The organism is Pontiella desulfatans, assembly GCF_900890425.1.
In the GTDB taxonomy this organism is placed as follows: Bacteria; Verrucomicrobiota; Kiritimatiellia; order Kiritimatiellales; family Pontiellaceae; genus Pontiella; species Pontiella desulfatans.
In genome coordinates, this window is the sequence record NZ_CAAHFG010000001.1 from 507,109 (window position 1) to 530,866 (window position 23,758).

General features: G+C 44.7%; 35 protein-coding genes. 27 read left to right on the forward strand and 8 right to left on the reverse strand.

The window, feature by feature from the left end; all coding sequences use genetic code 11:
• Positions 1–12 precede the first annotated feature (12 nt).
• Together E9954_RS01845 and E9954_RS01850 are read left to right on the forward strand one after the other, a co-directional pair.
• A complete protein-coding gene (locus tag E9954_RS01845; protein WP_136077545.1) occupies positions 13–432 on the forward strand; it encodes a hypothetical protein in 420 nt (139 codons plus the stop codon).
• Positions 433–914: 482 nt separating this feature from the next.
• Complete coding sequence (locus E9954_RS01850) at positions 915–2,240, forward strand: RCC1 domain-containing protein (protein WP_136077546.1); 1,326 nt, start codon at positions 915–917, stop codon at positions 2,238–2,240.
• A 105-nt stretch (positions 2,241–2,345) separates the two neighbouring features.
• On the opposite strand, the gene E9954_RS01855 is transcribed toward E9954_RS01850, so the two are convergent.
• Positions 2,346–2,504 (reverse strand): DUF3606 domain-containing protein, encoded by a 159-nt coding sequence (locus tag E9954_RS01855; RefSeq protein WP_136077547.1) that lies wholly within the window; start codon positions 2,502–2,504, stop codon positions 2,346–2,348.
• Positions 2,505–2,806: 302 nt separating this feature from the next.
• Between E9954_RS01855 and E9954_RS01860 the strand changes: the two genes are divergently transcribed.
• The 21 genes from E9954_RS01860 to E9954_RS01960 all read left to right on the forward strand — a co-directional run bounded on the left by E9954_RS01860 (position 2,807) and on the right by E9954_RS01960 (position 15,455).
• Positions 2,807–3,265, forward strand: coding sequence for a hypothetical protein (locus tag E9954_RS01860; protein WP_136077548.1), 459 nt, complete (start codon positions 2,807–2,809; stop codon positions 3,263–3,265).
• Complete coding sequence (locus tag E9954_RS01865) at positions 3,262–3,663, forward strand: hypothetical protein (RefSeq protein WP_136077549.1); 402 nt, start codon at positions 3,262–3,264, stop codon at positions 3,661–3,663. The genes E9954_RS01860 and E9954_RS01865 overlap by 4 nt, the downstream gene beginning before the upstream one ends.
• Positions 3,664–4,022: 359 nt before the next feature.
• Complete coding sequence (locus E9954_RS01870; protein ID WP_136077550.1) at positions 4,023–4,607, forward strand: Ig-like domain-containing protein; 585 nt, start codon at positions 4,023–4,025, stop codon at positions 4,605–4,607.
• Between the two features lie 104 nt (positions 4,608–4,711).
• Positions 4,712–5,533 (forward strand): carboxypeptidase-like regulatory domain-containing protein, encoded by an 822-nt coding sequence (locus E9954_RS01875; protein WP_136077551.1) that lies wholly within the window; start codon positions 4,712–4,714, stop codon positions 5,531–5,533.
• A gap of 108 nt (positions 5,534–5,641) precedes the next feature.
• Positions 5,642–6,562: an ankyrin repeat domain-containing protein gene (locus tag E9954_RS01880; protein WP_136077552.1), complete on the forward strand. Its 921-nt coding sequence runs from the start codon at positions 5,642–5,644 to the stop codon at positions 6,560–6,562.
• 102 nt (positions 6,563–6,664) lie between these two features.
• The gene (locus E9954_RS01885; RefSeq protein WP_136077553.1) at positions 6,665–7,054 is read left to right on the forward strand and encodes a hypothetical protein; all 390 of its coding nucleotides are present in this window, start codon (positions 6,665–6,667) and stop codon (positions 7,052–7,054) included.
• 82 nt (positions 7,055–7,136) lie between these two features.
• Complete coding sequence (locus E9954_RS01890) at positions 7,137–7,748, forward strand: hypothetical protein (protein ID WP_136077554.1); 612 nt, start codon at positions 7,137–7,139, stop codon at positions 7,746–7,748.
• A gap of 78 nt (positions 7,749–7,826) precedes the next feature.
• A complete protein-coding gene (locus E9954_RS01895; RefSeq protein WP_136077555.1) occupies positions 7,827–8,180 on the forward strand; it encodes a hypothetical protein in 354 nt (117 codons plus the stop codon).
• Positions 8,181–8,195: 15 nt separating this feature from the next.
• On the forward strand, positions 8,196–8,543 hold the full coding sequence (locus E9954_RS01900; protein WP_136077556.1) for a hypothetical protein: 348 nt from the start codon (positions 8,196–8,198) through the stop codon (positions 8,541–8,543).
• 13 nt (positions 8,544–8,556) lie between these two features.
• Positions 8,557–9,078, forward strand: coding sequence for an LPS-assembly protein LptD (locus E9954_RS01905; protein WP_136077557.1), 522 nt, complete (start codon positions 8,557–8,559; stop codon positions 9,076–9,078).
• 88 nt (positions 9,079–9,166) lie between these two features.
• A complete protein-coding gene (locus E9954_RS01910) occupies positions 9,167–9,802 on the forward strand; it encodes a hypothetical protein (protein WP_136077558.1) in 636 nt (211 codons plus the stop codon).
• Between the two features lie 87 nt (positions 9,803–9,889).
• Complete coding sequence (locus E9954_RS01915) at positions 9,890–10,216, forward strand: hypothetical protein (protein WP_136077559.1); 327 nt, start codon at positions 9,890–9,892, stop codon at positions 10,214–10,216.
• Between the two features lie 81 nt (positions 10,217–10,297).
• The gene (locus tag E9954_RS01920; RefSeq protein WP_136077560.1) at positions 10,298–10,687 is read left to right on the forward strand and encodes a hypothetical protein; all 390 of its coding nucleotides are present in this window, start codon (positions 10,298–10,300) and stop codon (positions 10,685–10,687) included.
• A gap of 944 nt (positions 10,688–11,631) precedes the next feature.
• Entirely contained in the window at positions 11,632–12,048 is a 417-nt protein-coding gene (locus E9954_RS01925; protein ID WP_136077561.1) for a hypothetical protein, read from the forward strand.
• Between the two features lie 84 nt (positions 12,049–12,132).
• The gene (locus E9954_RS01930; protein WP_136077562.1) at positions 12,133–12,957 is read left to right on the forward strand and encodes a RecB family exonuclease; all 825 of its coding nucleotides are present in this window, start codon (positions 12,133–12,135) and stop codon (positions 12,955–12,957) included.
• Positions 12,958–13,207: 250 nt separating this feature from the next.
• A complete protein-coding gene (locus tag E9954_RS01935) occupies positions 13,208–13,639 on the forward strand; it encodes a JAB domain-containing protein (RefSeq protein ID WP_136077563.1) in 432 nt (143 codons plus the stop codon).
• A 16-nt stretch (positions 13,640–13,655) separates the two neighbouring features.
• A complete protein-coding gene (locus E9954_RS01940) occupies positions 13,656–14,096 on the forward strand; it encodes a hypothetical protein (protein ID WP_136077564.1) in 441 nt (146 codons plus the stop codon).
• The gene (locus E9954_RS01945; RefSeq protein WP_136077565.1) at positions 14,093–14,308 is read left to right on the forward strand and encodes a hypothetical protein; all 216 of its coding nucleotides are present in this window, start codon (positions 14,093–14,095) and stop codon (positions 14,306–14,308) included. The genes E9954_RS01940 and E9954_RS01945 overlap by 4 nt, the downstream gene beginning before the upstream one ends.
• Position 14,309: 1 nt before the next feature.
• Positions 14,310–14,627 carry a hypothetical protein gene (locus tag E9954_RS01950; RefSeq protein ID WP_222847017.1) on the forward strand — a complete coding sequence of 106 codons (318 nt, stop codon included), beginning with the start codon at positions 14,310–14,312 and terminating at the stop codon, positions 14,625–14,627.
• A 131-nt stretch (positions 14,628–14,758) separates the two neighbouring features.
• Positions 14,759–15,208 carry a hypothetical protein gene (locus E9954_RS01955; protein WP_136077566.1) on the forward strand — a complete coding sequence of 150 codons (450 nt, stop codon included), beginning with the start codon at positions 14,759–14,761 and terminating at the stop codon, positions 15,206–15,208.
• Entirely contained in the window at positions 15,195–15,455 is a 261-nt protein-coding gene (locus tag E9954_RS01960) for a hypothetical protein (protein ID WP_136077567.1), read from the forward strand. The genes E9954_RS01955 and E9954_RS01960 overlap by 14 nt, the downstream gene beginning before the upstream one ends.
• 145 nt (positions 15,456–15,600) lie before the next feature.
• On the opposite strand, the gene E9954_RS01965 is transcribed toward E9954_RS01960, so the two are convergent.
• From E9954_RS01965 to E9954_RS01990, 6 genes are all read right to left on the reverse strand, one after another.
• Entirely contained in the window at positions 15,601–15,819 is a 219-nt protein-coding gene (locus tag E9954_RS01965; protein ID WP_136077568.1) for a hypothetical protein, read from the reverse strand.
• 35 nt (positions 15,820–15,854) lie between these two features.
• Positions 15,855–16,238 carry a hypothetical protein gene (locus tag E9954_RS01970; protein ID WP_136077569.1) on the reverse strand — a complete coding sequence of 128 codons (384 nt, stop codon included), beginning with the start codon at positions 16,236–16,238 and terminating at the stop codon, positions 15,855–15,857.
• Positions 16,239–16,247: 9 nt separating this feature from the next.
• On the reverse strand, positions 16,248–16,427 hold the full coding sequence (locus E9954_RS01975; RefSeq protein WP_136077570.1) for a hypothetical protein: 180 nt from the start codon (positions 16,425–16,427) through the stop codon (positions 16,248–16,250).
• 308 nt (positions 16,428–16,735) lie between these two features.
• Positions 16,736–17,545 carry a hypothetical protein gene (locus E9954_RS01980; protein WP_136077571.1) on the reverse strand — a complete coding sequence of 270 codons (810 nt, stop codon included), beginning with the start codon at positions 17,543–17,545 and terminating at the stop codon, positions 16,736–16,738.
• Between the two features lie 26 nt (positions 17,546–17,571).
• Positions 17,572–18,138, reverse strand: a complete 567-nt coding sequence (locus E9954_RS01985) for a porin family protein (protein ID WP_136077572.1) — start codon at positions 18,136–18,138, stop codon at positions 17,572–17,574.
• A 38-nt stretch (positions 18,139–18,176) separates the two neighbouring features.
• Positions 18,177–20,276, reverse strand: a complete 2,100-nt coding sequence (locus E9954_RS01990) for a right-handed parallel beta-helix repeat-containing protein (RefSeq protein WP_136077573.1) — start codon at positions 20,274–20,276, stop codon at positions 18,177–18,179.
• A gap of 186 nt (positions 20,277–20,462) precedes the next feature.
• On the opposite strand from E9954_RS01990, the gene E9954_RS01995 reads away from it, so the two are divergent.
• The 3 genes from E9954_RS01995 to E9954_RS02005 are packed head-to-tail and all read left to right on the forward strand — an operon-like array spanning position 20,463 to position 21,778.
• On the forward strand, positions 20,463–21,344 hold the full coding sequence (locus E9954_RS01995) for an ArdC family protein (protein ID WP_136077574.1): 882 nt from the start codon (positions 20,463–20,465) through the stop codon (positions 21,342–21,344).
• Entirely contained in the window at positions 21,344–21,529 is a 186-nt protein-coding gene (locus E9954_RS02000) for a hypothetical protein (RefSeq protein WP_136077575.1), read from the forward strand. Before E9954_RS01995 ends, E9954_RS02000 begins: the two co-directional genes overlap by 1 nt.
• A gap of 30 nt (positions 21,530–21,559) precedes the next feature.
• Positions 21,560–21,778, forward strand: coding sequence for a hypothetical protein (locus E9954_RS02005; RefSeq protein WP_136077576.1), 219 nt, complete (start codon positions 21,560–21,562; stop codon positions 21,776–21,778).
• Between the two features lie 145 nt (positions 21,779–21,923).
• On the opposite strand, the gene E9954_RS02010 is transcribed toward E9954_RS02005, so the two are convergent.
• Positions 21,924–22,184: a helix-turn-helix domain-containing protein gene (locus E9954_RS02010; RefSeq protein WP_222847018.1), complete on the reverse strand. Its 261-nt coding sequence runs from the start codon at positions 22,182–22,184 to the stop codon at positions 21,924–21,926.
• Positions 22,185–22,293: 109 nt separating this feature from the next.
• Here E9954_RS02010 and E9954_RS02015 point away from each other — a divergent pair, with 109 nt between their 5' ends.
• Positions 22,294–23,748, forward strand: a complete 1,455-nt coding sequence (locus E9954_RS02015) for a hypothetical protein (protein WP_136077577.1) — start codon at positions 22,294–22,296, stop codon at positions 23,746–23,748.
• The last annotated feature ends 10 nt before the right edge of the window (positions 23,749–23,758 follow it).

Genomic DNA, 23,758 nt, shown 5'->3' on the forward strand with positions numbered 1-23,758 from the left:
TGATAGCTTTTTATGACACCTAAACTAAAGATATACATCGACGTAGACGGTGTCCTGCTCGGTAAGAACAACGGTGATGTGCAACTGGCCTACAAAGCGAAAGAGTTCATCAGGTTTGCTCTATCCCAGTTTGACTGTTACTGGCTGACCACGCACTGCAAAGGCAATGCCGAGACCGCCCTTCGCTATCTCCGACCTTATGTTGACGACGAAACGTACAGGGATCTAGGCCGAATCAAGCCAACCAATTTCAGTGTATTCAAAACGGAAGCCATCGATCCCGATGAAGAGTTTGTCTGGATCGAAGATGAATTGCTGCAGGGTGAAATAAAGTGGCTGGAAGATCACGGTAAAATGGCCACGTGGTATCCTGTGAATACATACAAGGATTTCAGGGCTCTGTATGAGTTGATGATTGATTTGAGTTCATAGCCGATGCCCTTGTGATCTTCGATTCGGAGAATCCGAGATCCAATCAATCTCCGATTGCGACGGCATCGACTAAGGATCAACACAACATCACCCCGGATTCCACCCCTAGAGTACCATTCTTGGCTTTGGAACAGTGTTCTAGGGAATCTGGGATTTTCCTTTGGAACAGTGTTCTTGTTCCTGATTGATGCCTCTCCGATCCTTGATCGTCACGCTACGGACAAGGTAGATCAATTAACCCTCCCATTCCCTCCATCAGAATAGCTCTGCAGCGGCTTTTCTTACCCTAAGACGATTGATGAGTCTTCCGCTTGCCCAAAGCGATTCTGGCTCATCCTCGCAATCCTGGAAATGGTAATCAGCTATTGAATCTTATTGGCACTCTATACTGCCAAGGCTACAGTTGCATCGTTGGATGCGTGTATGTGCGCAGAAGCAACAGATCTGGTTATGAATGTAGGAGAAACGATGAAAGTAGGGTTATGAGGTATTGGCTGTTAAAATTACTTCTTGTTTTATCAGTTGGTGTTGCGGTGCCATCCTTTTCAGGAAGTCTTGTGGTTGCATGGGGGGCGAATGAATTTGGTGAATGCGAAATTCCGGCAACCATTTCGGGTGATGCTGTGGCGATTAAGGTTGGGTATTATTTTAGTCTAGCTATGTCATTAGATGGGAGTGTGGTTGCGTGGGGAAGAAATGACCATGGGCAGTGTGATGTTCCAGCATCCATCTCCAATAATACTGTGGCAATATCATGTGGATCAGATCACAGCATGGCTTTATTATCAGATGGGAGCGTGGTTGCGTGGGGGTTGAATTCATCTGGACAATGTGACGTTCCAGCATCCATTTCCAACAATGCTGTGGCAATATCAGGCGGACTTGGTCACAGTGCGGCTTTATTATCAGATGGGAGTGTGGTTGCGTGGGGATTAAATTCATCTGGACAATGTGATGTCCCAGACTCCATTACCAATGCTATAGCGGTTGCGAGTGGCAATCGCCACAATGTAGCATTGTGCTCTGATGGGAATGTGGTTGCATGGGGCAGAGATGATGGGCAGCTCGATATCCCATCATCTATTTCCAATAATGCGGTGATGATTGGAGCTGGCGGGAATCATAACTTGGCATTATTGTCTGATGAGAGCGTGGTTGCGTGGGGGTGGAATCAGAATGGTCAGCTTAATATTCCACAATCAGTTACTAGCAATGCGGCTGCAATTGGGGCTGATGGATCTTCAAGTTGGGTTGTTTCATTAGACGAGAGGGTGATTGCGTGGGGGATAAATGACAATGATCAATTAGATATTCCACTATCAGCCTCCTCCAATGTGAATGCAATTTCTATAAACGCCTCTCATGGATTAGCATTAGTGCCAGACAACGATGGTGATAGTATGCCTGATGTATGGGAAATTAACTATGGCTTGAATCCCTTTTTTAATGACGCAATGGGAGACGTAGACTTTGATGGCATAGTGAACTTAGATGAATATGCCTATGGCATTAATCCTTGGAAAACAGATTCAGATGCAGACGGTGAGTTGGATGCTGATGAAATTGCTATGGGGTTTAATCCCGCAGACCCGCATTCCAGGTTAAATTTAAGGGGGGTATGCGATAACAACTATCAGCTAACGTTTATGACGATTACAGGAAAAACTTTTTATTTGGAAAGTCGTGATTCTTTGGTTAGTGGGGAATGGATTGAAAGAGTTGGACTTAAAGGAACTGGAACAGAAATAAACCTGATTGATCCATTTATGACCTCTAACCGATTCTACAGAGTTAAGGTTATAAATTAACTATCAGGTTCATATCTATAACCTGGTCATGTGGATCGGGATTAGCCTCCAGCTATCACCGCATTCCCTCCATCAGGAAGGCTCTACAGCCGTATAGATGGTGCGCTACCTCCCCACATGATTCCGGACAGCGTCTATCGAATCCCCGACTGCTTCAATGATCTCGAAAAGCTGCGCTGCCGTGAGGTCAAGTTCTTTGGTCCAGTATTGCACTTCATACTGCTGCCTGATGTTGATGCGTCCCGAGTCATTTGGAGTAGGCATATTCTTTCCTTTGAGTGGTATCAGGCACCCGAATCGGTTGCCATTCGAGTAGAGTACTCCTCAACAACGTTTCCTGACAGTGAAATCGCTGGGGCATCAAGTAACGGCATCGGCATAGGGTGGAACCAAGCTTCACATTCCCTCCATCAAATCTCCTCCACAGCCGCTTAACTAGGCCTCAAATGACTCATCACTCATGCCGCTCAGCCGGAGCGATTGTGGGCCATTCTCGCAGTGATAAAGGAGGGTAGTTAACCCTTGCGAAAAGGCTCATCGGGAGTAGGCTGAGCCTTGGGCATTATATGAAAACGCTATTGCATTCAACGCTATATGCTGGGTTGTGGATTGCTGCCGGGTATGCACTTTATATCTCGACTCTATTTCTAAGTGCCTTGTGTAATATGTTTGATTGGAACCCAACTCTGAACTGGGAAACAGCACTGGCTGTAACAGCAACCATTGCGGCTGAAATCTTCATTGTGTGGCTTGCATATAAAACGAGCGGATATGTGGTGACCCTTGTATCGCTTTTGGTAACGATCATCTTGGTAGGTGGAGCGATAGGTTGGTATTCTGGATTTCAAGCAGAAACACTGGAGCACAGGCACGGAGGCTATTTCTTCCTTGATAGAAAAACCTTTAGTCCAACCTGGTTTCGGATCACTTTCCTGTCGCTGTTCCTGGTCCCGCTGATCGCTTGGCTCTTTTACCCGTTCAGATATCTATTAAAAAAGTATTTAGAACATCGGGAGGGCGTATGAGCAGCAAGAAAAGAATCTTTGCTCTGACCCTGGGCTGTGCCTTGACTGCCTATAGCATGGTGGTTGTATTTGTTGTAAGCTGGATTCTACTGGAGGGAGGCTGGTCAACAGATCCAGATGAACTGTTATTTCCTGTTTTGGTCGGTCTGCGTCTCGACTGTGCTTTTCCGCTCAACTGGGCACCGGATTGGGTGGAGTGGGTGATGGCCGTTGCTTGCTGGCTGGTTTATCTGGTTGTCGTTTACTTGTTCATTGTCCTCTTTCAGAAGAAGGGAGTTCACAGTAAACTTCGGTTGTACTTATGTGGGTCGGGAGTTGCTGTCTTGGTCTACCTTCCATGGTTCCTGATAGCTTTAGGTCGTGTCATTGCTGTCATAAGGATGCACATACACCATTAGAGAAATTGTTAAGCTGTTCTTCACTGCCTGTCTCAAACCCGAATCGATTCTGGCCCATTCTAGTTGCCCTGAGTGGGCATCAATGGCCTCGCATCCAGCAGGCCTTGTTTTCCTTGTTGGTATTAAATCCCCACAAGCCGTTACAAAGAATATCTCAGCTTATAATTTGCCCCGCTTTGATATTCCGTACTAGACTGCAAGTGATTAGATGCACCACGCATCGAACAGTCAGGGGCAGGGGATTAATCGTCTACAAGGGGGACGACCAAGGGCGGTAGCTTTTGTCTATCCACTAACCTAGAACTTGAAACCGATCTAAGCTGAGTCAACTTCAGCCATGAGGTCTGGCTACAAAAATTATGACATCAAAACATTCAATCAGGTTAATGCTGTTAGTGGTTTCAACAATCATTATCAGTTCCAAGGCACAAACCAATCTTACGATTGATACGGCTATTAAAATTGAATTCCCTACTATTTCAACCAACGCTTACATGCTTGAATCATCGTCGAATTTAAGTAGCTGGACTCCTGTCTGGTCTAAATGGGAAGGCGGAACTGGTAACGTAAGTACGCACTTCTTTGATATTTCGGATGAAAAGTTATTCTATCGTGTAGATTCAACTCCAAGACCATCTTTAGTTGTTAGTACTATTCCAGCCAATGGAAGTACGAATGTTGATCCTGCAACAACCAATCTGGTTATTAATTTTTCAGATGATATTACAGGAGGAGCATGGTCATCAGATCTAGCATTAGGAGAAAGACCAGACTGGCTCCGGAATCCTACATGGCCAGATAGAAAAACTTGTGTCAGAGAGTTTGTGCTGGAATCAAACACACAGTATTGCGTCGTTCTCAATCGTGAAGGTTTAAGCGCAGGCTTCAGGAGTTCAGAAGGAATTCCAATGTCAACATATGTCATCACATTCAAAACATATTAGAAAAAAGCCAACCAGCACATGGACTTTACGGTGAAAACGCCTGTCGATTAATTTGAAGTTTATGTGCACCGGAAGTCACGTGTAACGTTGGGTGGGGCTAAAAAATGAAGATATCCAAAAACATAATCTTGAGCTTAGCAATATGCCTGAGCTTACTGACATCCATCTGTCATTCTGAGGATCTTGTCATAACGTCCTTTGATGAAAATGGTGTCCTCGAATGGAGCAGTAATTATTCAAATGGATTTTATCAGGTTCAGTGGGCATCCACACTTGATGGTGAATGGTATACCGATTTTCCTTACAACAATATTGAAAACACAAATGAAGTAATGTCAGTCCAAGTTCCTCGTTTTTATCGGGTAGTTTGGAAAGAAGGATTTACAGTATCGGGAACTGTTTACTACTCAACAGGCATCCTTGAGCAAGAACCAATACGTTTGCGAATCTGGCCTGATGATGGTTCCCCGGAACATAACGTTCTCTCTGATTCACAAGGTCGGTTTACATTTGAGAATATCAAGAATGGGCGTTATCTACTTTCAACAACATCACATGATGGATTTAACGGTATTGGGTATATCGTGAATGTGGAAAACAGTGATGTTTCCAGAGATTTGCGTGCAAAAAAGAGAGTTTATTATATCTCCCCAATTCGTGATGCAGTCATTACCACCAATGTCGTAACCTTCTCATGGGAAACTGTTGATGAAGCATCATCCCACACATTTTGGTTAAGAACAGGAAATGACGATAATTATGGATCGAAGTTCATGACTGTCCCAGACCTTGGAACAAACTCCTATCAAGCAAATTTATCCTTAACCAATGGATTATATAGTTGGGGAGTTGATCTGTATGATGCAGAAGGAAATGCAGTCGCATTCGGAAACGATTTTGATTTCGTCTACTCTATAGAAGACTAAACAATAAGCACCCAACCAGAACATGGAGCCTATGCTGGAAACGTCGGCTGAGTAAGGCAAAGTTTATGTGCAGCAAGGCTCACGTTTAACGTTGTGAGGACATAAAAAATGCAAACCAAGCACATTGCTGAAGATATTGATCCACAACTGCGCTTAGCATGCCTCAAAGGAAATCTAGGTCTCGTTGAAGAATTCCTGAAATACAACCCAAACCTAAACGCTACTGATGAAGAGGGAGTGGCCCTCATTGTAGATGCAGCATTAGGGGGTAATAAGAAAATAGTTCAGATCCTATTGGAGGCTGGTGCCAATGTTGGACCGGCGATGGAATATCAAACGGATCTTCGTGAAGAAGGATTAGAAGATATAGCTGATTATTTGTTTAGAGTTTGGAGAACTGGACGAACTACATCATCAGAAGAATCTAAACAAATCCGACAAGAAGCACGGAAGTTATGTCCAATAGATAAACATGATATTGAAACTGTAAAACAATGGATTGAAACAGCATGTCCTCAATTTCCCGTGAATATTAAGGAAATCAATATTGATCCAGTTCCTCCACCAAGAGCGAATCATAAGGTATATTCTGAAATATTCAGAGATGCATTTGATAAATCAGAATCAAGGCAACATGGATTTTTGAAATGGTTTGCACTTATGCGTTTTTTGAGTGTCGTCATCCCACAACAACGGAAATCCATGTATCAAGAGTTCTGGAATTATGAAACGGAAATTGTAATTCCTCCTCGGACTGGAGATAGAAGGTCACCAAAAGGATCGATCCTTCCAAAAGAATACAAAGGAGTTGCATATGGAAGAATTATCAGAGCCGATGTTGTAGCTGATGGGCATTCAATTGAATGTGGGGTTACAAGAGCAGAAAACCTCATTGACCCTATTGCATGCAAAGTCGTTGAAAAGACAATCTGGATACCATTTGTTGGAGTTGATCAAAATACAGATTGGTCTGATTTTGAATCAAAGATTCCTGCATATCAGTTCAGTCGTGCTAAACAGAAAAAATAATTCACAACCAGAACTTGGAGCCTACGGTGAAAACGCCAGTCGAGTCAGGCAACGTTTTATGCGCACCGGCGGCTCACCCCGAACGTTGGCTAGAGATAAAAAATGAATATCAAAGTAGAGACATGGGACAAGATTGCTGAATTTGCGAGAGTCATCGCAGGCTTAGAAAATGTCATGTGGCTAGCCTCATGTTTCATTTGGGGAGCTGGATTCATCATCCTGTACCAACTTCATAAACTTAAATTTATAAAATTATTAATTTGGGCTGAAGTTGGCGGAGTAATTAATTGGTTTTGGAATAACCGAGTATACTTCACAGGAAATTCGATGGTGACCACGGAACACTCAACTGAGGCACAAATTCTAACCATCGCCACAGTAGATATGCTCATTAGACTGATACCACTAATTTTAGGTACAGTTGGAGCAATTCTAGCGTTACGTTATTTACTAAAAATCCATAAAGAGAAAATCAGCCAACCAGGGGCTTGAGCTTACCGTGAAAACGCCGATCAATTCGGTCAAAGTTTATGTTCACGGCAGCTCAGCCCGAACGTTGGCTAGAGAGAATTAAATGAAGAAATTAATAATAGCTTTAGTACTATTCATCATTCCCCTCTCAATACTGGCCTTGTTTGGTGCAATTATCTGGTTTGAAAATTCTCATTGGGTTAAAGGAAACGACATAGTTTACGAAGCACTCCCTGAAACCCAGGAATGGTTGCTTTCACAACGCCCATCACTCGAAATTTTCCCATCTGACTTACCCCACCTTGTCACTAAAACTGCAACCCACCGTTCTGAGCTGAAAGATTCTCCTGACGTTTTGTCGACAACTACCGAATTCAAGTATTTGGTTTTATTCAAAACCAGTGACATTGTTCTTTGTGCAGATTTTTCGGTAACACTCACTCCTGACGGAAACCCAAAAGAGATCTATCAAGAAAACGTGTATGCACTATTTACCGAAACAAAATCCAACCCAGAGGATGGTTACCAACATATGAACTCATATTTTGGGAAGCAACTCCATCCCGACAAATTAGGTAAATATTACACAGAGCTTTCAAAATCTGGAGATGTTGGAGAAATTCGAAACCTGATTAACACCAACCCAATTCGTCTATTATCCATCGTAAAAGACAGCGATCCAATATTAAAAATAATGAGCCAACCAGAACATTGAGCCTACCGTGAAAACGCCCGTCGAGTCAGGCAATGAACAAGGCACGGCAGGTCAGGCTGAACGTTCGATGCACAATAAATGATGACAAGAAATAAACCTCACCGTTTCATCACAACAAAGAAACCTCACCAGATGAGGTCAAACCGACATCAATACGTTGTTCCGACACGTGAATATAACGGATGGTACACATATCGGATTATTCCGAAGAAAAAAGATCCATTAGACATCAAGCTAACCTCGTCACAGAAGAAAGAAACAATCTGCATAGAACCTGATGAGAATTCGACCAGTGACTATTTATTCTGGGGAAAATCGGAAAAAGAAAAAAAGAGAATCAAAAAGGAATTAGAGAGTCGTGAGAAAAAGCCATTTCCGTTAATTAGAAAACTACTGATTTTTGCAAAAATAATTGATGAACCCACTCATTAAGCTAGGAGAGAGCACATGAAATCTCCCATAAAGATAATTTCCCTTTTGATTAGAGACAGTGAAGAGATAGCAAAATCACAGCTCACATCAAACACGACTAGAAACGATCTAATACAAACCGCTGAAGCTCACAGGAAGAGTCTAAATAATGATTCATTTAACAACCAACGGATCTGTGAAGTATTAACAGATTTATACAGCCAAATTTATCATGCATTCGAGTTGGAGCCCAAACTCAAATCCAAATTCGCAGTTGTTCAAAATCACATGGAAATAGCCAAATCGATAGTTTTAGAAATGACCGGAAGCTTCACTTATAAAAAGAGGGGCAAGAATGAAATTATAGGAAAGCTCGACCTTTAATGGAGAATGATAAATGGGAATGTGGGGAGTAAAAATAGTAACACCAGAAAATATTAACGAAGATGAGATGATCTATATCGATGTGCTTTGTTCTCAATCTTCAAACTCATCGTATACGTTGAAAATTGAAGGAGTTCCCAAATGGTCGAAGTGTTGGCTGGTGACATTTCAGAATCGTCTAGAAGAACCCTATTATATAAGCGGAAGAAAGCTCCATCAAAAAGTAGAGTTTGACGAAGTTCTGGCCAAAGTTGATTTTATTAAGAACAAGCCAGATTTGATCGGTAAAATTAATGAAGCCATTGATGAGAAACTTAAAAACGTTATCAATGTGACTGAGTCACGAGGTAGATATTCCCCTGCCTCCGAGCGGAGTCGATACGGAATGGAAGAACTTGAATTTAGTCCCGAAATCCCAATCGCTCTCGCTCAAAAAACATATCTCTACATTGACGATACGGGCAATGTTCGTGATGGAGGTTATCGATACGTAATTGATGTGCCAGCTTTCGTAGAATCAACAAACAAAAAATAATTACCAATCAGATCCTGGACCCTACTTGGACAACGCCCGTTTTGAAGGCAACGTCTGATTCCCAAGCGGGTCAGGATTAACGTTGTGCATGGAAAATATGGATATGGAACTTTTAGAATCAATCGGATCTTGGGCGGGGTATATAGCAATCGCCTTATTTTTCATCTTCAAAAATGGTGCACAAAAATATGTTGATGAAAAGGCCAAGAATCTAGCGACCATTGAAGATACCGGGAAAATAACCAATGAAGTCGAAAATGTTAAATCCCAATTCCATCGGCAATCCCATGCATGGAAATGGGTTTTTGAAAAGGAGTATGAAATCCTAAAAGACGTCTGGAATTCATCTTGGGAATTTCAAGCTGCAGCTCGCTCTCTGCGTCCCATGATGGATTTTGTTCCAGAGGATGATGAAGAAAAAAAGAAGATGTTTGAGGATCGATATAAAACCTACATTGACTCAGCAAATGAATTTAAAGATGTCGTATATAAAAACAAACCATTCATCCCTCCCGTTGTTTATGAAACTTGCCTCTCCCTAAAAGACATCGTTAGTGATTTTCAAATAGATTTTGAATTAAGTTATATCCAAAAACTCAGAGGGCCTGATTGGAAAAGATTAACAGAATCAGTTGAGAAGCTTAATTCTACACTCGATGAACTAAATGATAATATTCGAGAGCATGTTCATGGAAACTTAAATGCAGCACAACCAGAGCCTTGACCTTACCGTGAAAACGCCCGCTGATCCGGTCAAGGTTTATGTGCACGGCAGGTCAGCCTGAACGTTCGCCACTAAAAAAACAGACCAATGACAAAGATTATCAACCAGATTTATAAAGATGGAATGCTACCAGCCTTGGCGTCTGCCATTGTTTTGTCGGTGATCTTGAGCTTTTCGAATTCAAGGAAATTTTACTTTGTTCAAAATGAAGCTCAAATTCACCACAAGCATTACAAAATTATCCCCCCATCTGACCATTTGATAAACAGTGGTGAGGATTATCCTATTCACGTAATGGTAATGACTCCTCTGAAAGCCACGGGATGGGCCATAGTCCCATTTATCGTTTTTTTGTTCATCAATTCAGTAGTTAGAGAATTCAAGAAAAACAAATCAGGCGAACCAGAACATTGAGCCTACTTGGACAACGCCGGTCGATTCGGTCAGAGTTTGATTCCCAAGCGGCTCATGTTTAACGTTGGCTAGAGATAAAAAATGAATATCAAAGTAGAGACATGGGACAAGATTGCTGAATTTGCGAGAGTCATCGCAGGCTTAGAAAATGTCATGTGGCTAGCCTCATGTTTCATTTGGGGAGCTGGATTCATCATCCTGTACCAACTTCATAAACTTAAATTTATAAAATTATTAATTTGGGCTGAAGTTGGCGGAGTAATTAATTGGTTTTGGAATAACCGAGTATACTTCACAGGAAATTCGATGGTGACCACGGAACACTCAACTGAGGCACAAATTCTAACCATCGCCACAGTAGATATGCTCATTAGACTGATACCACTAATTTTAGGTACAGTTGGAGCAATTCTAGCGTTACGTTATTTACTAAAAATCCATAAAGAGAAAATCAGCCAACCAGCCACCTGAGGTTGTCCGTCAAGGTAACAACTGATTCCAAACCAGCTCACCTCGAACGTTCCTCCCGATGAAAAAGAGACCACCAACACGACAAACCGGAAAAGGAATGCTCTATATTGCCATGGTGGCAATTGCATTGGGTGGTATTAACTATGCACTCAACCGTTTTGTTGATGGGTCTCTGTGCATCATTGCCGGCACAGTTATTCTTCTAATATGGGTAATGAAACGCAGAAGGTGATCTGGAAGGAAATTGCAACCTGAGTTCCCGCAACTCAACCAATTGCTAGAAATAATAAATGAGCAGGGGATTAGCCTCATAACTCATCAACTAGACCGCCCTCGTCACTCACGGGGGCTTTTTTGTGTTCGGATGGAAATGCATTGTTCTAATCGCAGCAGAATGCTGTCTTCTCCGGCATTAGAGCATGTGAGGTGGGTGATGACGTAGCCCGGAATTCCTAACAGCGAGAGGGGGTATTCTGTGGGTTTATGAGCTTCGGTTTTGGAACGCATTCCAAAGTCATGACTTCCCCGGTATCAAAGGGGATGCTGTAATTTTGGCCCGGAAGATAACAACCACTCCATCTTCGGAATAGACTCACTTATAAATCACCACCTCAATCATCCCAAATCAGATAAGAGAAAGGGCAAATTGAAAGCTGAGGTACGAAGCTGGATTTATATATTTATATATAAATATACATAGTTAGGCACGTAACCCTATAGAAAAGGTCTTCTCTATTAAGGGTTTATACCGCTGTTTACGTGTAAAAAACGGCTGAAATGGGGTGTTTTGGGCACCTATATTCTCTCTCAGCTTAATTTCTCCCAAAAACAGGGAATAATAGTTACAGGGGAATCATTACCCTCAGAAATCAAGAATTGTACGGCCTCCAGCTCATGTTGGTGGCCTTTTTTGTGTCCAGACAACAAACCAAAGGAGACCAACTATGATTAAGCTCAATGCGTCATACTCAAAGAAAGTCCCGGCCGACCAGGAATATTCTAGTCGGTCGTTTTTAGCATGTGTGGAAGTCGAACTTCCAACCGGAGCAACGGCTCAGGAGCTGCAACAGAAGATCCATGAGACCTTCAGGCTTGTAGAGCAGTCCGTGGAAGACGAGATAGCGGGTAAGACGGCTAACGGTTCGGGTAAACCGCAGCAACGCTCACAAGGCAAACCTGGAGATCCTGGCCCTGCGTCTAATAAGCAGATTTCGTACATCCTGAGCCTGGGTAAAGCCCGGAATAAACCGTTAGCGGAACTCAATATCGAAGTTGGTCGGTTATATGGAGTGGAATCTGTATATCAGCTCACCAAGCCGGATGCATCCCGCTTTGTGGATGTGTTGAAACAGGCAGCCTAGAACCTGCCTCAGTAGTTATCGAGTAGCCCCGTTGTCCCTTCGTGGATAGCGGGGCTTTTTTGTGTTCACGAAAGGAGAATTAATATGCAAACCCTATCCGAGTTACGAAAGCGACCCCACTGGAGTTTCAGTTCACTCAACAGTCTATTGAATATCTGCTCGCTACAGTGGTACTTCCAGAAGATCGCTAAACTGGAACCCACGCATACATCGGTGAATCTAGTAGCCGGGTCAGTTTACCACCGAACGCTGGACCAGATTTTCCTTTGTAGGAAAGTGGAAATGCCATTAACGATTGATGAAGCTCTTCAGTTGTACACCGAAGACTGGCGCAAGACATCCGGGGAAGAGAATATCAAATACGGAAAACTGGATGCCGATGGCGTTGAGGAACAGGGCCGAGGTTTAATCAGTATCGCATGGGATAACATCGATGACTCCGAGAGGGTGATCGAAGTCAGTGAGGCTTTCTGTGTACCTGTGATCCATGATGGGAAGTTCCTGTCCAAACCGTTGGTGGGTGAATTTGATCTAGTGGTGGAGAAGGATGGGAAGCCGTTAGTGATCGATTGGAAAACATCGGCAACCCGATGGAATCCCGCTAAGGCTCATAAATCGTTGCAAGCAACAGCTTATAGTTGGGCCTATCATTTGAAACACGGATTTAATCCGCAGGTCAGATTCGACATTAGCGTCAAAAACAAGAAGCCAGTGTTTGAATCCCATACCACATCACGGGGGCAACGAAGCTGGGATCTGCTTGGATCGCTAGTAGCGAAGGCTGAAACCGTGGTTGCTAATGATCTGTACTATCCCAGTCACGATTCCTTTGCATGTGGTGACTGTCCATTCAAGGGAGCATGTGAGGAGTGGGGATGCAATTCGAAGGCTGAATCCAAGGCAGCATAACCATGCCTTTATGTGTTCGAATATAGAACATAACGGTTTTCGTTAAATTTCCCATACCCACCGCATACTGGTACGAGGGGGCAAATTCATCTTCCCGGTGTTTGCCCCCTTTGCTTTTCCTGAAACCAAATAGCCCCAACGCCCTCCGAAATATCCCGACATTATCTAAAACCGGGACAAATGACCACTTTGCAATGCGTTTTAAGCATCACTCGTAACTCAACTAAACCCAAAAATCGAAAGGAATACCATGGTACTGCAATTGAAAACTGAACTGGCCGTCAGAGAAGCGGCAATAGATGGGACGCTCATCACGACACCCGAACATGTGGAGCGATACCTGAGTGAGCTGAAAGAGGCAGCCCAGGAATGCTTTGTCGTCATAGCAATGAATGCAAAGAACAAGGTCATAGAAAAGCACCTCGTTTCATTGGGAACAGTTTCATCGGCTCTAGTCCATCCCCGTGAATGTTTCAGACCTCTGATCCTGAGCGGCGCCTCATCGTGCATTCTCGCTCATAACCATCCCTCCGGTGATTCAACACCATCAGCAGAGGATATCAAAATAACCCGTCAGCTCATTTCAGCTGGTGAGATCATGGGGATTAAAATCCTGGATCACGTGGTTATCGGGGATCGAGCGTTATCGCTACGGGAAGCAGGCCTATGTCACTTCAGCTAATGGGAAGGAGAACCAAATGCCTAATCACTGCATGAATCAGGTGACACTGAAGTGCCGAACACAAGAGACAGCTGTCCGTATCAAAGATCACCTGGCGGGTAAGGAATCATTATTTGATTTCAATGCATTGGTGCCGGAACCAAAGGAGCTGTTGAAGAGTCGACTGAAGATCGTTTCAGTCGAAGAACTCCGGAACCAATTCGGTCATGATAACTGGTATGACTGGCGTCGAGCCAACTGGGGAACCAAGTGGAACAGTTTCCAGTGTACGCTGGATGATTCGCTAATTAGTAATGGTGAATTGGTCTATTGCTTCCTGACTGCATGGTGCCCACCGGAAGGTGTCTACGAAAAGCTGCTTCTGTACATCGAGGCCAACAATCTCGGTGTTGAAGTGAGCTGGTACATCAATGAACCGACTGAAGGCGTGTCGGGATTCCTGGAGGATACACAATGAGCAAAGTAGTTATCAAAACCCCCGAAGGAAAGTTCGTCGGAGGAGGTCCAGATACTGAATTGGTGGATAGGATCACTAGAGCCTATCTGTACGAAGACACAGATAGCGTCGATGAACAGATTGCCATTGTGAACACCACGTATGGCTGGAACTGGCAGAAGGCAGATGCCGAACACGAGTACGACATATGGATAGACAACCAAGGAGAATAAAATGGTTATGGATACGAAAGCAGGCGAAGGCCGGGTCCCAAATGGGGCTCGGCTTTTTACTTTGGGACAGATCGTTGCAACACCAGGAGCGTTACAGGCATTGGAGAAAGCCGGTCAGTTGGCCAGCCACTTCCTTGTCAAACATGCTCTGGGTGACTGGGGCGATCTCTGCGATGAGGACAAAACCGCTAACGATGAAGCCCTTGCGGATGACCTCAGGATATTGTCGGCGTACCGGTTGGAAGACGGCACCAAAATCTGGGTAATCACAGAAGCGGATCGCTCAGCAACTACGCTTCTATTGCCGGAGGAATACTGATGGCTTACCGCTGGTGTGAACAATGCGGGGAAGGTCTGACCCAGGAGCAATTCAGTCGGGCCAACTACTGCGGGATGTGTGGAGCTGTGATCTGTAAGGATACACGCTCTATGCCTGTCAGGGATGGTCCCTTGGAGAAGCTGGAATCGGTTCTGCCTGCGAGTGCCGAGAGGCACCTTCAGGCGGCAGGGGAGGTAGTCTCGAATCATCCGGTTCTGTCCTCGGTCGGGGCCATCGGTGTCGGTGCAGCAGGGATTGCTGTGTCTCCATTGATGGCCATCGCTGGTCAAGGATTGGTCTGCATCGGGTTACTAGTCGCAGGTGTCAGCGGATATGTGAATCACCGCAACTACGGCACCCCGTTCGGGACTGGATCAACGTTCGGCCTAGGTATGACTGCCGTGGGAGTGCTCGTTTATGGCTCCAGCTTCGTTTTGATGGGAGCCGGAGGTGTGGCTGTTGCTACTGGTTTGGGCGTTGGAGCCTATTCGGGGGTGAAGGCGATTGCTGGTCTGCGAAAGCCTAAGCTCGTTATGAATGAACCGCTAATGCTCGAAGGAGGTGGCTATGAAAGCGGATGAAATCGATAGGGAGGTATTAGAGCGGTATCTGGAAACGAGGAACGCCGTTACAAAACGGGTAGACCGTATTGTTGCTGTGGCTCATCTGCTGGGTCTACTGAAGCATTGCGGTGACGATACCATTGAGGTCAGTCCATCAGCGATAGCGGTCGTGGCTGATCTGGTTGATTCGGATATCTGTTCAATACAGGAATGTTTAGATGAGTTCCTGTTTCAAGGGGATGCTGAATCAGCATTGTTAGAATGACTATGCACGCCTTGCACGGGCTGAAAGTTTAGCTTATGAGAAACCTATCCTACCTAATCAATGTTGGGAAAAGATAGGTTTGCTATACGCTGTATATAGAGTCCGTGCAGGGTGTGCACGGTGGCTGAAAATAGTGATGTGTTGTTTAAACGGTCTGCGTTTTCACCCGATGATTATAACATTTTCGATGGGTCTTCATGTAGGCATTGACCTGTTCGTCGCTCAATTCGTTGATCACTCTGTTGGCCTCGGAAATAGGGAGGCTTCGCAATCCGTTCAGAGGGCAGTCGCTCACCGGTATGGCGTGTGGGCATTCCATGGTCAGCCCTTTGATCCAGGTTTTATTATTAAGAGCACGGTTCATTTTAACCTCCGTTCTCTGGTCATCACACTGTAATGCTAAGCCACTTGCTTTTTAGCAATCCCTAGCCATTCTTCGGCTTCTTCCATCGTGTGGAAAATCCTGATATCGAATGCCACACGCTTTTGAATGCCTTTGACCCAAAGTTCAAATATCGCTCCGGTAAGGCCTTCGTTCACGACAACTGCGGTTTTTGTGCGGGTGGCATCAGTAGGGCACAAGCAGTGGAATTCCCGCACCATGGTTTCTAGTTCTCCCAGCCGGATGTCTGCACGGTGTTTTCCGATAAGCCAGATATCGTTTGTATGGGGATACTCTTTCAGCATCGTTTCGTGACGGATGATGGTCTGGATCATGGGGTAGTCAAAGTCATCCTGAAGCTCCACGAACAGGTGGCTGTTGCTTTTTCTGATCTCGTACATGCCGGTCCCCTAGTTTTCCTTCAACTGAAGTTTCTTTCCAGATTCAAGCCACTGACCAAGAATGATTTTGCAGTAGGCTCCAGTAGACAGTTGCATAGAAGCGGCCCGGCGTTCCAGTTCCTGGGCTATATCAGCTTTCATATTAATGCCGATAGTCTTGGTGCCTTTTCCTGCCGGGTTTGTGGCCATGAGTGATCTCCTGCTTATCTATTAGAGCGAAGACTGATCATCATAATGGACACGAAGGGTGGATAGAAGAAGATTTGTAACAATTGTAAAATCAATGAGTAGTAAAATATACTAGAGCATTGTTGTGATCATATTAGTCATCTCAGACCATCTCATCACCGAGGTGGTTTTTTTATACCCACACCCCTTTAACCAAAGAAAGGAAACCCAATGAAACTAGAACTCGCAAACCTGCTGCAGTCGTATGATCCGAACATGAGTATGGAAGTCCGAAAGGATTATTCCGGTCGGGGTATGACCGGCATTAATCACCTTTTTTGCCATGATTGAAGTTCTTTGACAATAGGGGCTGCATCTGGAGGATTAACATAATCTGAATAGCCCACTTCTTTTACATGCATAAATCCGGGCTTAACCCATTGTCTGATTCCCGTGTCTGATCCTGTTGTTCCTATTCTACGTCGATGAAACCTATAGCAACCAGTGAATTCACCTGCGGGAACTGAGATGTCTTCATATCCTTCCATCGTTGTTATCTCATATGAACTATTAGTCCAAGTCGTTCCCGGTTCTACTGATTTCCACCAAGGGAATTCAACTTGATTAAATGGGTCTGCCATATACATTTCCTGTCCTGTGATGCGAATGAAGCCTACCGCTTGAGGCTCGCCGGAACCAGCAGGTTGATCGTTGGTCCATGAAAGAATGCCGGTATATAGCGTATACGTATTGGTCAAAGATGGGAGATAGATTAGTCCCTGCAAGGTGATCTCATCTTTCCAGAACTCTCCGTATGCGTTTGTGAGGTTATAGGTGTAGGTTTGATTCAGCGTTGGATTAATAATCAATCCGTTCGTGTAACAGTAAACTCGGTAGAACATGGGGATTTCGACGGTCATGTTTGTCCCTGGGATGTTGATCAGTTCAGCCCAGTTACGATGCCACTGCGGGGTGCGGGTAAGTGAGCTGGTCCATTCTACAGAGTAATGGGAATTCGAGGGGATGGATACGGTAAGTTGACCGTTCCCGTCAAGGGAATCGATGTAGACTTCCTGAGCATGAAGTACGGTGGTACAGGCGATGATCAGACCTGCTGGGGTTGCTATATTGATTTTCATCTCACACCTTCATTATCCTCAAACCCCTAAAAGTAATATTTAGCCCCAATGCTGATCCCGGATATTTCAAGCTCGTTCTCATCTCGTGAGCCGCTTATTTCAAGCTCATCAATCAGGCTGGCAAACTCAACAATTATAGCGAGGTTATCCAAAGGAAAGACTTCAAAGCCGAGGCCATAAGAGTAGCCAGCTGTGTGATAACTTTGTGTCTGGCCAGTATCTGCCGGGGTACCTTCAAATTCTGTCCTCGTAACACCAAGCAGACCATAAACTTTTATCCGGTCATGAAGCGGTAAGATTCCCCGGATGTAGAGCCCCCATATTTGCGTCAACTTCAACTTATCATTGAATCTGTCGTCATGGTCGGAAATTACCCCTGTCCCGACAGAACCTTCCAGTGCCAGATAGGGATTCAGTTCCGCTCCCAGTTTTCCCCTGACTGCTCCAAGATTCGCTTCCCCTCCATAATTAACTGTGTCGATAAACATATAGTCCAGTCCACCGTATGGCCGGAAATCTGGAAGCTCGACTTTTGCGACGGTGACTCCTGGTATCACCATCATTCCAATCAGTATTATTTTCAATTTTTTCATCTCACACCTCCATTTCTCTCAAACCCAAGAGCGATGAACTATTTCTTCTTTGGAACAACCGTGATTGTATCAACTCCCATCAGAATCTGTCCATCATGGGTCTGGCCGATCAGGTATGCATCAGTAGATGTATAGCTTAACTGAAGTTCCTGTGTGAGGAAGTGAAGTAGAAGATCTGTATCCCCATCCTGATCGACATCTTCATACGCCGTATGCACTGGAGATGCACCGGCGAAACGCACCGTGGCAGGGTCAATACCCATCGCATCTACTTCCTCTGTCGTTATCACGGCAACGGGTACCCGCCCCTTTGATTTCAGGTTGATGTGGTTGGTGTCGGAGCCGGGCTTGATGTAGATCGTAATCGTAGATGCCTTTAATTCATAGGCTCCCATGTCCACAATGGGAGTGCCGTCAAGGTCCCCATCCCTGACTCGGTCGAGTCCGTCCAAGTCATATGCTGAATACACAAATGCATTTGTTCCAGCATCAATGCAGGGGGATGTCATTAAGAGGCGATAGTCATCATTAGCGGGGTTGACGAATTGCGGGTTGCTATTGATGTTTCCATTTATGGTGGCAAACAGGTTTGGCGAACAGGAGTATGTCGGAAGGCAGTCATTTGCGATGTCGGGTTGGTTAGGTGCTTTATTGTCGATTACGATGGAATTAGCGATAAATGCTTTATTGACACCTCCGCCATACGTTTGTGCCTGATTGTTCACTATAGTGCAGTTTAGTACAGTGCTTATCGCTGAATCGCTGCCACTGATGCCCCCTCCTGCAAACTGTGTTGTCTTGTTTCCCGAAACAAGACTATCAGACAGCATTGAGTTTTTGCCCAACCTTACTCCGCCGCCACGTACTGCTGTATTGTTTTGGATTAGGCTTCTGGATACACCTGCAACCGCATCGGCTGCATGAACAGCTATACCACCTCCGTGGTGCAGAGAAAGGTTTGAATATATATTGCAGGATTCAACAAAAGCTGCTCCTTCGGCACCGGGGATAAACCATATGTCAATACCTCCTCCAAACCGTTCAGCTTGATTGTTTTCAACAATACAATTACTGATTTTAATGTCGCCTGACCCATCAATTTTCACCTGTATACCCCCGCCTCGGACGACAGCATCATTTTCGGTGATTATGCAGCCCGTCACTGTTGCAGAGATAGCTTTCCCGCTTCCTGCAAAGATTCCGATACCCCCACCCGATCCTGGAGATGAGTTGTTTTGGATATAACAGTTTGTCACGGTTATTATACTGTTACCATATGCGTGAATAGCCCCTCCCCTAGAAAACGGGGGTGTGGAATTCCCTCCTGTAATGGTAAATCCAGATAGCTGTAGAATTCCCTGATTAGATGACATACGGACCGCCCGACATTGATGTTGCGCATCAATAATCGTGTCTTCAGGTCCGTTTACACTTTGCACGTTCAGACTTTTCAGTAGGTCGAGCGTGCTTGAGATAACGTAATGACCACTATTTACAAGAACCATGTCCCCATTACTTGCTTCATTTACTGCGCTCTGAATTTCATTAGCAGCAGTGGACCAGGTTGTGTATGGGGGTAGGGGGGTTGGGTTATCAATATCCACGTAATGTATTGGGCTGGGATTATCATCATATTCAATAATATATGACTGTACATATCTCGATGCGAATACGTTCCTCCTATCAGGAACATCATTCCAATACGGTGTTTCTGGATTCCATCCGAAATGAATACAGTTTTCATTATTGTTATTAAATTCATTTGGCTGTCCGCTGTTCCAGTTGCTGTAAACAAACGGTTCGCCGGTTACCCATTGCCATCCGCCCGACGGCTCAGGAGAACCTGCTGTCTGGAAGCCCCCAATCCATGGGCCGCATGGGCCATCCCAATAAATGGAGTTACCAATCAGGTTGTGAACAAAATTATTTTCAGCCCCTGACGTGATGGTGGCTAGATATCCTCCAGCGTTGACTGCAGCGTTGCTGGCATCCGTCCAGCTGATACTGTCTGGAACATAGACAACCTCGTAAAAGTGCCCATTTCCTTCTGAGGTAAGTGGCCACTCGGCAGGCGGAGCTGCACTTGCTATTTGAACAAATCCAACAATGCACGAAAAAATAACGGTCATAGTTTTCATCTCATACCTCCATTTCTCTCAAACCCCTAAGCGGGGATTTACTCTTTTTTTAGGAGTTGGCAAGGGGAAAAATGGCAATCTAAATGGGTAAATTGATGCCTGTTTAAAACAGCCTTTAATCTCAAGTTCGGCCATCCATTGCGGGTGGTTTTTTTGTATCCATACCAAATCAAATGAAAGGAATCCATGAACGCATATCAGAAGATAAACAACATGATCACCGAAAGGATGATCGAACGAATCACCGAAACTAATGAGCTTCCTTGGAAGAAACCCTGGACATCATTCTCGTTGATGCCCCGCAACCTCGTAACAAAGAAGCCGTACCGAGGGGCGAATGTCTTCCTGTTACATATGCTCGGTTTTTCTAGCCCGTACTTCCTCTCCATGAAACAGATCAATGCGATGGGTGGTAAAGTCCGTAAGGGAGAGAAGTCCTGTCCTGTCGTGTTCTGGCGATTTGTGGAAGCCAAGGAAGACGCTCCCGACGAAAAGGGCTATGCGATGCTCCGCTACTATCGTGTGTTCAATGTAGAGCAATGCGAGGGATTGCCAGCGAGTAAAGTCCCCGTAGTGGAGATCCCGAAACGGGAACATGAACCGTTAGATGTTGCTGATCATCTAGTTGCATCGATGGCTAACCGTCCGACGATTAAGCATGGGTGCAGGAATGCGTCGTACTCGCCGTCACTGGATGTGGTGAAGGTGCCTGATCCGGAATTGTTTGAGTCCAGAGAATTGTATTTTTCAGCTCTCAGTCATGAACTCAGTCACGGCACAGGCCACGTCAATAGAGTCGGTCGAAAGGCTATCATGGAGCCGTCTGGATTCGGCTCTCATGCGTATTCCCAAGAAGAGCTGGTGGCAGAAATGACCTCGGCATTCCTATGTGGTTACTGCGGGATTCTGATGTCCACCGAAACCAATCAGGCAGCTTATCTCAAGGGCTGGTTGAAACGGTTGAAGTCTGATCCAACCATGCTTGTAAAAGCCGGTGGTGAAGCCCAGAAGGCCTTCGATTGGATCATGGAGGATGCAGGTCAGGTAGAGCTGCAGGAGGCTGCCTGATGGACTACAGGGAGGAAGTAATTCAGGAGGCACGTAAGGCCATTGATGAGCATCCAGAACACCGCTCCAGAATCATTGATGCTGTTGATTGGACATTGATGGAGATGGATGACGGAGAAAGCGAAGCCAATGAGTATGAGCTGTTCATGGGGCGGTTGGATGAAATACGGGAAGGGAGCCAATGACGGCTCCCTTTTTAATTAAAGGAGAAATTAATGAGTAAACAATCACCACACGTTAAGGCGTGTTTAGAACAGTTAATCCCTGAGTTGGTTGGTCTAACTATCACCGGAGGGGCAGTCGATCAGTCTGGAGAATACTGGGGCTTTGTTGCAGAAGGGAAACAGGGAAAGAAGACCTTTAAGAAAGTGGTCTTTGTAAACTGTGATCCAGAAGGCAACGGGCCTGGGTTTCTTGAGATTGAGAATGGGTAGAAAAACAAACCCCGAACCAGGGGGGAAGTTAGGTTCGGGGTTCTGGACAAGCAACGAATGTTGGGGTGACAGGCGGAGCCTGCGGGGTGTGTTGCTTGACTTGTTTGCACACTAGCCGGTTGGATTAAAATGTCAATCGCTCAGGTTAAAGCCCCGCCTCACCCAGCAACTCACTCGGCTTGCATCGAAAAGTCTTGGCGAACCTTACCAGCGTTTCAATGGTGAGGTTCTGTTCTCCACGTTCGATCTTACCGACGTAGTTTCGGTGAACGCTCACCATCTCGGCCAGTTGTTCCTGGCTGACATCAAGCTCCAGCCGTCTTTCACGGACAGCGATTCCGAGCATTTCCTGTGGTGTTTGTTTTCTACGTGCGCTCACGAAGAAAAGAACACCATCGTACTGCATTATTATCTACACACGATAATGGTGTATCTGTTAAGTTTTTGTTCATGAGTGGGAGCTGTTGTTGGTTGCTCTGGTGAGTGGCTGTGTTTAATTAGATAGGGGAAAAGAAATGAATAAAACAAGTTCGATGAACTCGTTGCTTCTCGCATGTTGTATCATTATTCCGACAACAGCTTTGTGTCAGGAATCATTGGATGCTGTATTTTCACAGCGAAATACTTCAAGCAATCATAAGAAAAGTGAGTTGGCATCATTCTATACTTCTTCTGAGCAGGGTATGCTCAAAAAAGCAGTGCTGAACTACGCTTCCAAAATGCACCCAGAAGAAACTCCCTTGGAGATTAAAAATGGCAAGATAAAGACAAGAGGGTTTTTGAATCCAGCATTGAAAATCAATAAGCAACAGGAAGATAGGGCACTTGTTCCATATCAGGGTACTTATCAAAACAATCTGGCTGTATATCTTTATTCGCTAGGAGAAATGTCGATACATATGGCTTACCATAGTCAATCTTCATATAGATGGAGTCATGTCAGAAGTTACAGTTATGGAGTGGAGTCAATTCCATCCTTTTTAGAGTATTTCCGTGAGTCTCGTAGAAGTGTTGCCCAGGTATTTCATTCCAAGAGTTTGTCTAGTCATCCTTGGCTTGGTGAAATTGGGGGGACTTATGAGGCGATGGGGTCTTATGGACGGTCAGGAGATAATCGGATTTCTATCGATTTAAAGGGTGAGGTAATTGTCATCAGTTTCCTGGACAAGAAAAGTCACCGAGTTCGCCTGCTTGGATTTGGGGGAGTGGATTCTGAGGGTAAGATGAAGGTAATAGAGTTCAACTCTTCGTCACGCTATCCGTCATTATTTACGGGTATAATTGATGAGTTGGGCCAGCCGGTTTTGCGAAACGGCTTTGACCTAACGCAGCTTAAAAGTTTCATGTTTTCTGATGGTTATACGAAGATTGAATTTGATGGTCATACTTATATCAATAAAAGAAAATTGGCGACTCGTGAGGCTGAAGAGAAATGGCACGCAGATGAAAAAGCTGATAGAAAGCGACAGGAATGGGCGGCGAAAGAGAAGGTGTTCCTGGAGAATTTAAACAAGGAAGCCCCTGATTTGATTGCAAGATGTAAAAAGGAAGCGTCAGAAAAATCTGAACTATGCATTAAGGGGTTTTACCTAGGAATGGATGGCGATGATGCCCATAAGCTTTTCTGTCACTATTCTGAAGACCTTATTCGAAAGGATCACTTTGATAGTGATCGGTTTGAAGATGTTCTGATTGATAAGGATGGGAAGGTAAAAGCATTTAGGCTGAACCATTCACTCATAATGGAATTGTTCAATGCAAAAGGGGTTTCTCCTGAAACTTTTATTCAGGCATTTGTTAATAATTATGGCCGCTATGTACCTGAAGTGAAGAAAGATCGGCGATTTGAGAATTCATTGACCTACAAGGATGCAGTCCGAGGGTACGAGGTCTTCATTACCGTGTACTATGAGGAACTTAGTGTTGTTGTTCGGCAAACGAAAAGACTCTCTAGCATGGATTTCAATTAGTGAGGCATGT

Bases quoted from the DNA above. Each gene is read 5' to 3' on its own strand.
- E9954_RS01845 (WP_136077545.1), top strand. From the start codon at position 13: ATGACACCTAAACTAAAGATATACATCGACGTAGACGGTGTCCTGCTC.
- E9954_RS01850 (WP_136077546.1), top strand. From the start codon at position 915: ATGAGGTATTGGCTGTTAAAATTACTTCTTGTTTTATCAGTTGGTGTT.
- E9954_RS01855 (WP_136077547.1), bottom strand. From the start codon at position 2,504: ATGCCTACTCCAAATGACTCGGGACGCATCAACATCAGGCAGCAGTAT.
- E9954_RS01860 (WP_136077548.1), top strand. From the start codon at position 2,807: ATGAAAACGCTATTGCATTCAACGCTATATGCTGGGTTGTGGATTGCT.
- E9954_RS01865 (WP_136077549.1), top strand. From the start codon at position 3,262: ATGAGCAGCAAGAAAAGAATCTTTGCTCTGACCCTGGGCTGTGCCTTG.
- E9954_RS01870 (WP_136077550.1), top strand. From the start codon at position 4,023: ATGACATCAAAACATTCAATCAGGTTAATGCTGTTAGTGGTTTCAACA.
- E9954_RS01875 (WP_136077551.1), top strand. From the start codon at position 4,712: ATGAAGATATCCAAAAACATAATCTTGAGCTTAGCAATATGCCTGAGC.
- E9954_RS01880 (WP_136077552.1), top strand. From the start codon at position 5,642: ATGCAAACCAAGCACATTGCTGAAGATATTGATCCACAACTGCGCTTA.
- E9954_RS01885 (WP_136077553.1), top strand. From the start codon at position 6,665: ATGAATATCAAAGTAGAGACATGGGACAAGATTGCTGAATTTGCGAGA.
- E9954_RS01890 (WP_136077554.1), top strand. From the start codon at position 7,137: ATGAAGAAATTAATAATAGCTTTAGTACTATTCATCATTCCCCTCTCA.
- E9954_RS01895 (WP_136077555.1), top strand. From the start codon at position 7,827: ATGATGACAAGAAATAAACCTCACCGTTTCATCACAACAAAGAAACCT.
- E9954_RS01900 (WP_136077556.1), top strand. From the start codon at position 8,196: ATGAAATCTCCCATAAAGATAATTTCCCTTTTGATTAGAGACAGTGAA.
- E9954_RS01905 (WP_136077557.1), top strand. From the start codon at position 8,557: ATGGGAATGTGGGGAGTAAAAATAGTAACACCAGAAAATATTAACGAA.
- E9954_RS01910 (WP_136077558.1), top strand. From the start codon at position 9,167: ATGGAAAATATGGATATGGAACTTTTAGAATCAATCGGATCTTGGGCG.
- E9954_RS01915 (WP_136077559.1), top strand. From the start codon at position 9,890: ATGACAAAGATTATCAACCAGATTTATAAAGATGGAATGCTACCAGCC.
- E9954_RS01920 (WP_136077560.1), top strand. From the start codon at position 10,298: ATGAATATCAAAGTAGAGACATGGGACAAGATTGCTGAATTTGCGAGA.
- E9954_RS01925 (WP_136077561.1), top strand. From the start codon at position 11,632: ATGATTAAGCTCAATGCGTCATACTCAAAGAAAGTCCCGGCCGACCAG.
- E9954_RS01930 (WP_136077562.1), top strand. From the start codon at position 12,133: ATGCAAACCCTATCCGAGTTACGAAAGCGACCCCACTGGAGTTTCAGT.
- E9954_RS01935 (WP_136077563.1), top strand. From the start codon at position 13,208: ATGGTACTGCAATTGAAAACTGAACTGGCCGTCAGAGAAGCGGCAATA.
- E9954_RS01940 (WP_136077564.1), top strand. From the start codon at position 13,656: ATGCCTAATCACTGCATGAATCAGGTGACACTGAAGTGCCGAACACAA.
- E9954_RS01945 (WP_136077565.1), top strand. From the start codon at position 14,093: ATGAGCAAAGTAGTTATCAAAACCCCCGAAGGAAAGTTCGTCGGAGGA.
- E9954_RS01950 (WP_222847017.1), top strand. From the start codon at position 14,310: ATGGTTATGGATACGAAAGCAGGCGAAGGCCGGGTCCCAAATGGGGCT.
- E9954_RS01960 (WP_136077567.1), top strand. From the start codon at position 15,195: ATGAAAGCGGATGAAATCGATAGGGAGGTATTAGAGCGGTATCTGGAA.
- E9954_RS01965 (WP_136077568.1), bottom strand. From the start codon at position 15,819: ATGAACCGTGCTCTTAATAATAAAACCTGGATCAAAGGGCTGACCATG.
- E9954_RS01970 (WP_136077569.1), bottom strand. From the start codon at position 16,238: ATGTACGAGATCAGAAAAAGCAACAGCCACCTGTTCGTGGAGCTTCAG.
- E9954_RS01975 (WP_136077570.1), bottom strand. From the start codon at position 16,427: ATGGCCACAAACCCGGCAGGAAAAGGCACCAAGACTATCGGCATTAAT.
- E9954_RS01980 (WP_136077571.1), bottom strand. From the start codon at position 17,545: ATGAAAATCAATATAGCAACCCCAGCAGGTCTGATCATCGCCTGTACC.
- E9954_RS01985 (WP_136077572.1), bottom strand. From the start codon at position 18,138: ATGAAAAAATTGAAAATAATACTGATTGGAATGATGGTGATACCAGGA.
- E9954_RS01990 (WP_136077573.1), bottom strand. From the start codon at position 20,276: ATGAAAACTATGACCGTTATTTTTTCGTGCATTGTTGGATTTGTTCAA.
- E9954_RS01995 (WP_136077574.1), top strand. From the start codon at position 20,463: ATGAACGCATATCAGAAGATAAACAACATGATCACCGAAAGGATGATC.
- E9954_RS02000 (WP_136077575.1), top strand. From the start codon at position 21,344: ATGGACTACAGGGAGGAAGTAATTCAGGAGGCACGTAAGGCCATTGAT.
- E9954_RS02005 (WP_136077576.1), top strand. From the start codon at position 21,560: ATGAGTAAACAATCACCACACGTTAAGGCGTGTTTAGAACAGTTAATC.
- E9954_RS02010 (WP_222847018.1), bottom strand. From the start codon at position 22,184: ATGCAGTACGATGGTGTTCTTTTCTTCGTGAGCGCACGTAGAAAACAA.
- E9954_RS02015 (WP_136077577.1), top strand. From the start codon at position 22,294: ATGAATAAAACAAGTTCGATGAACTCGTTGCTTCTCGCATGTTGTATC.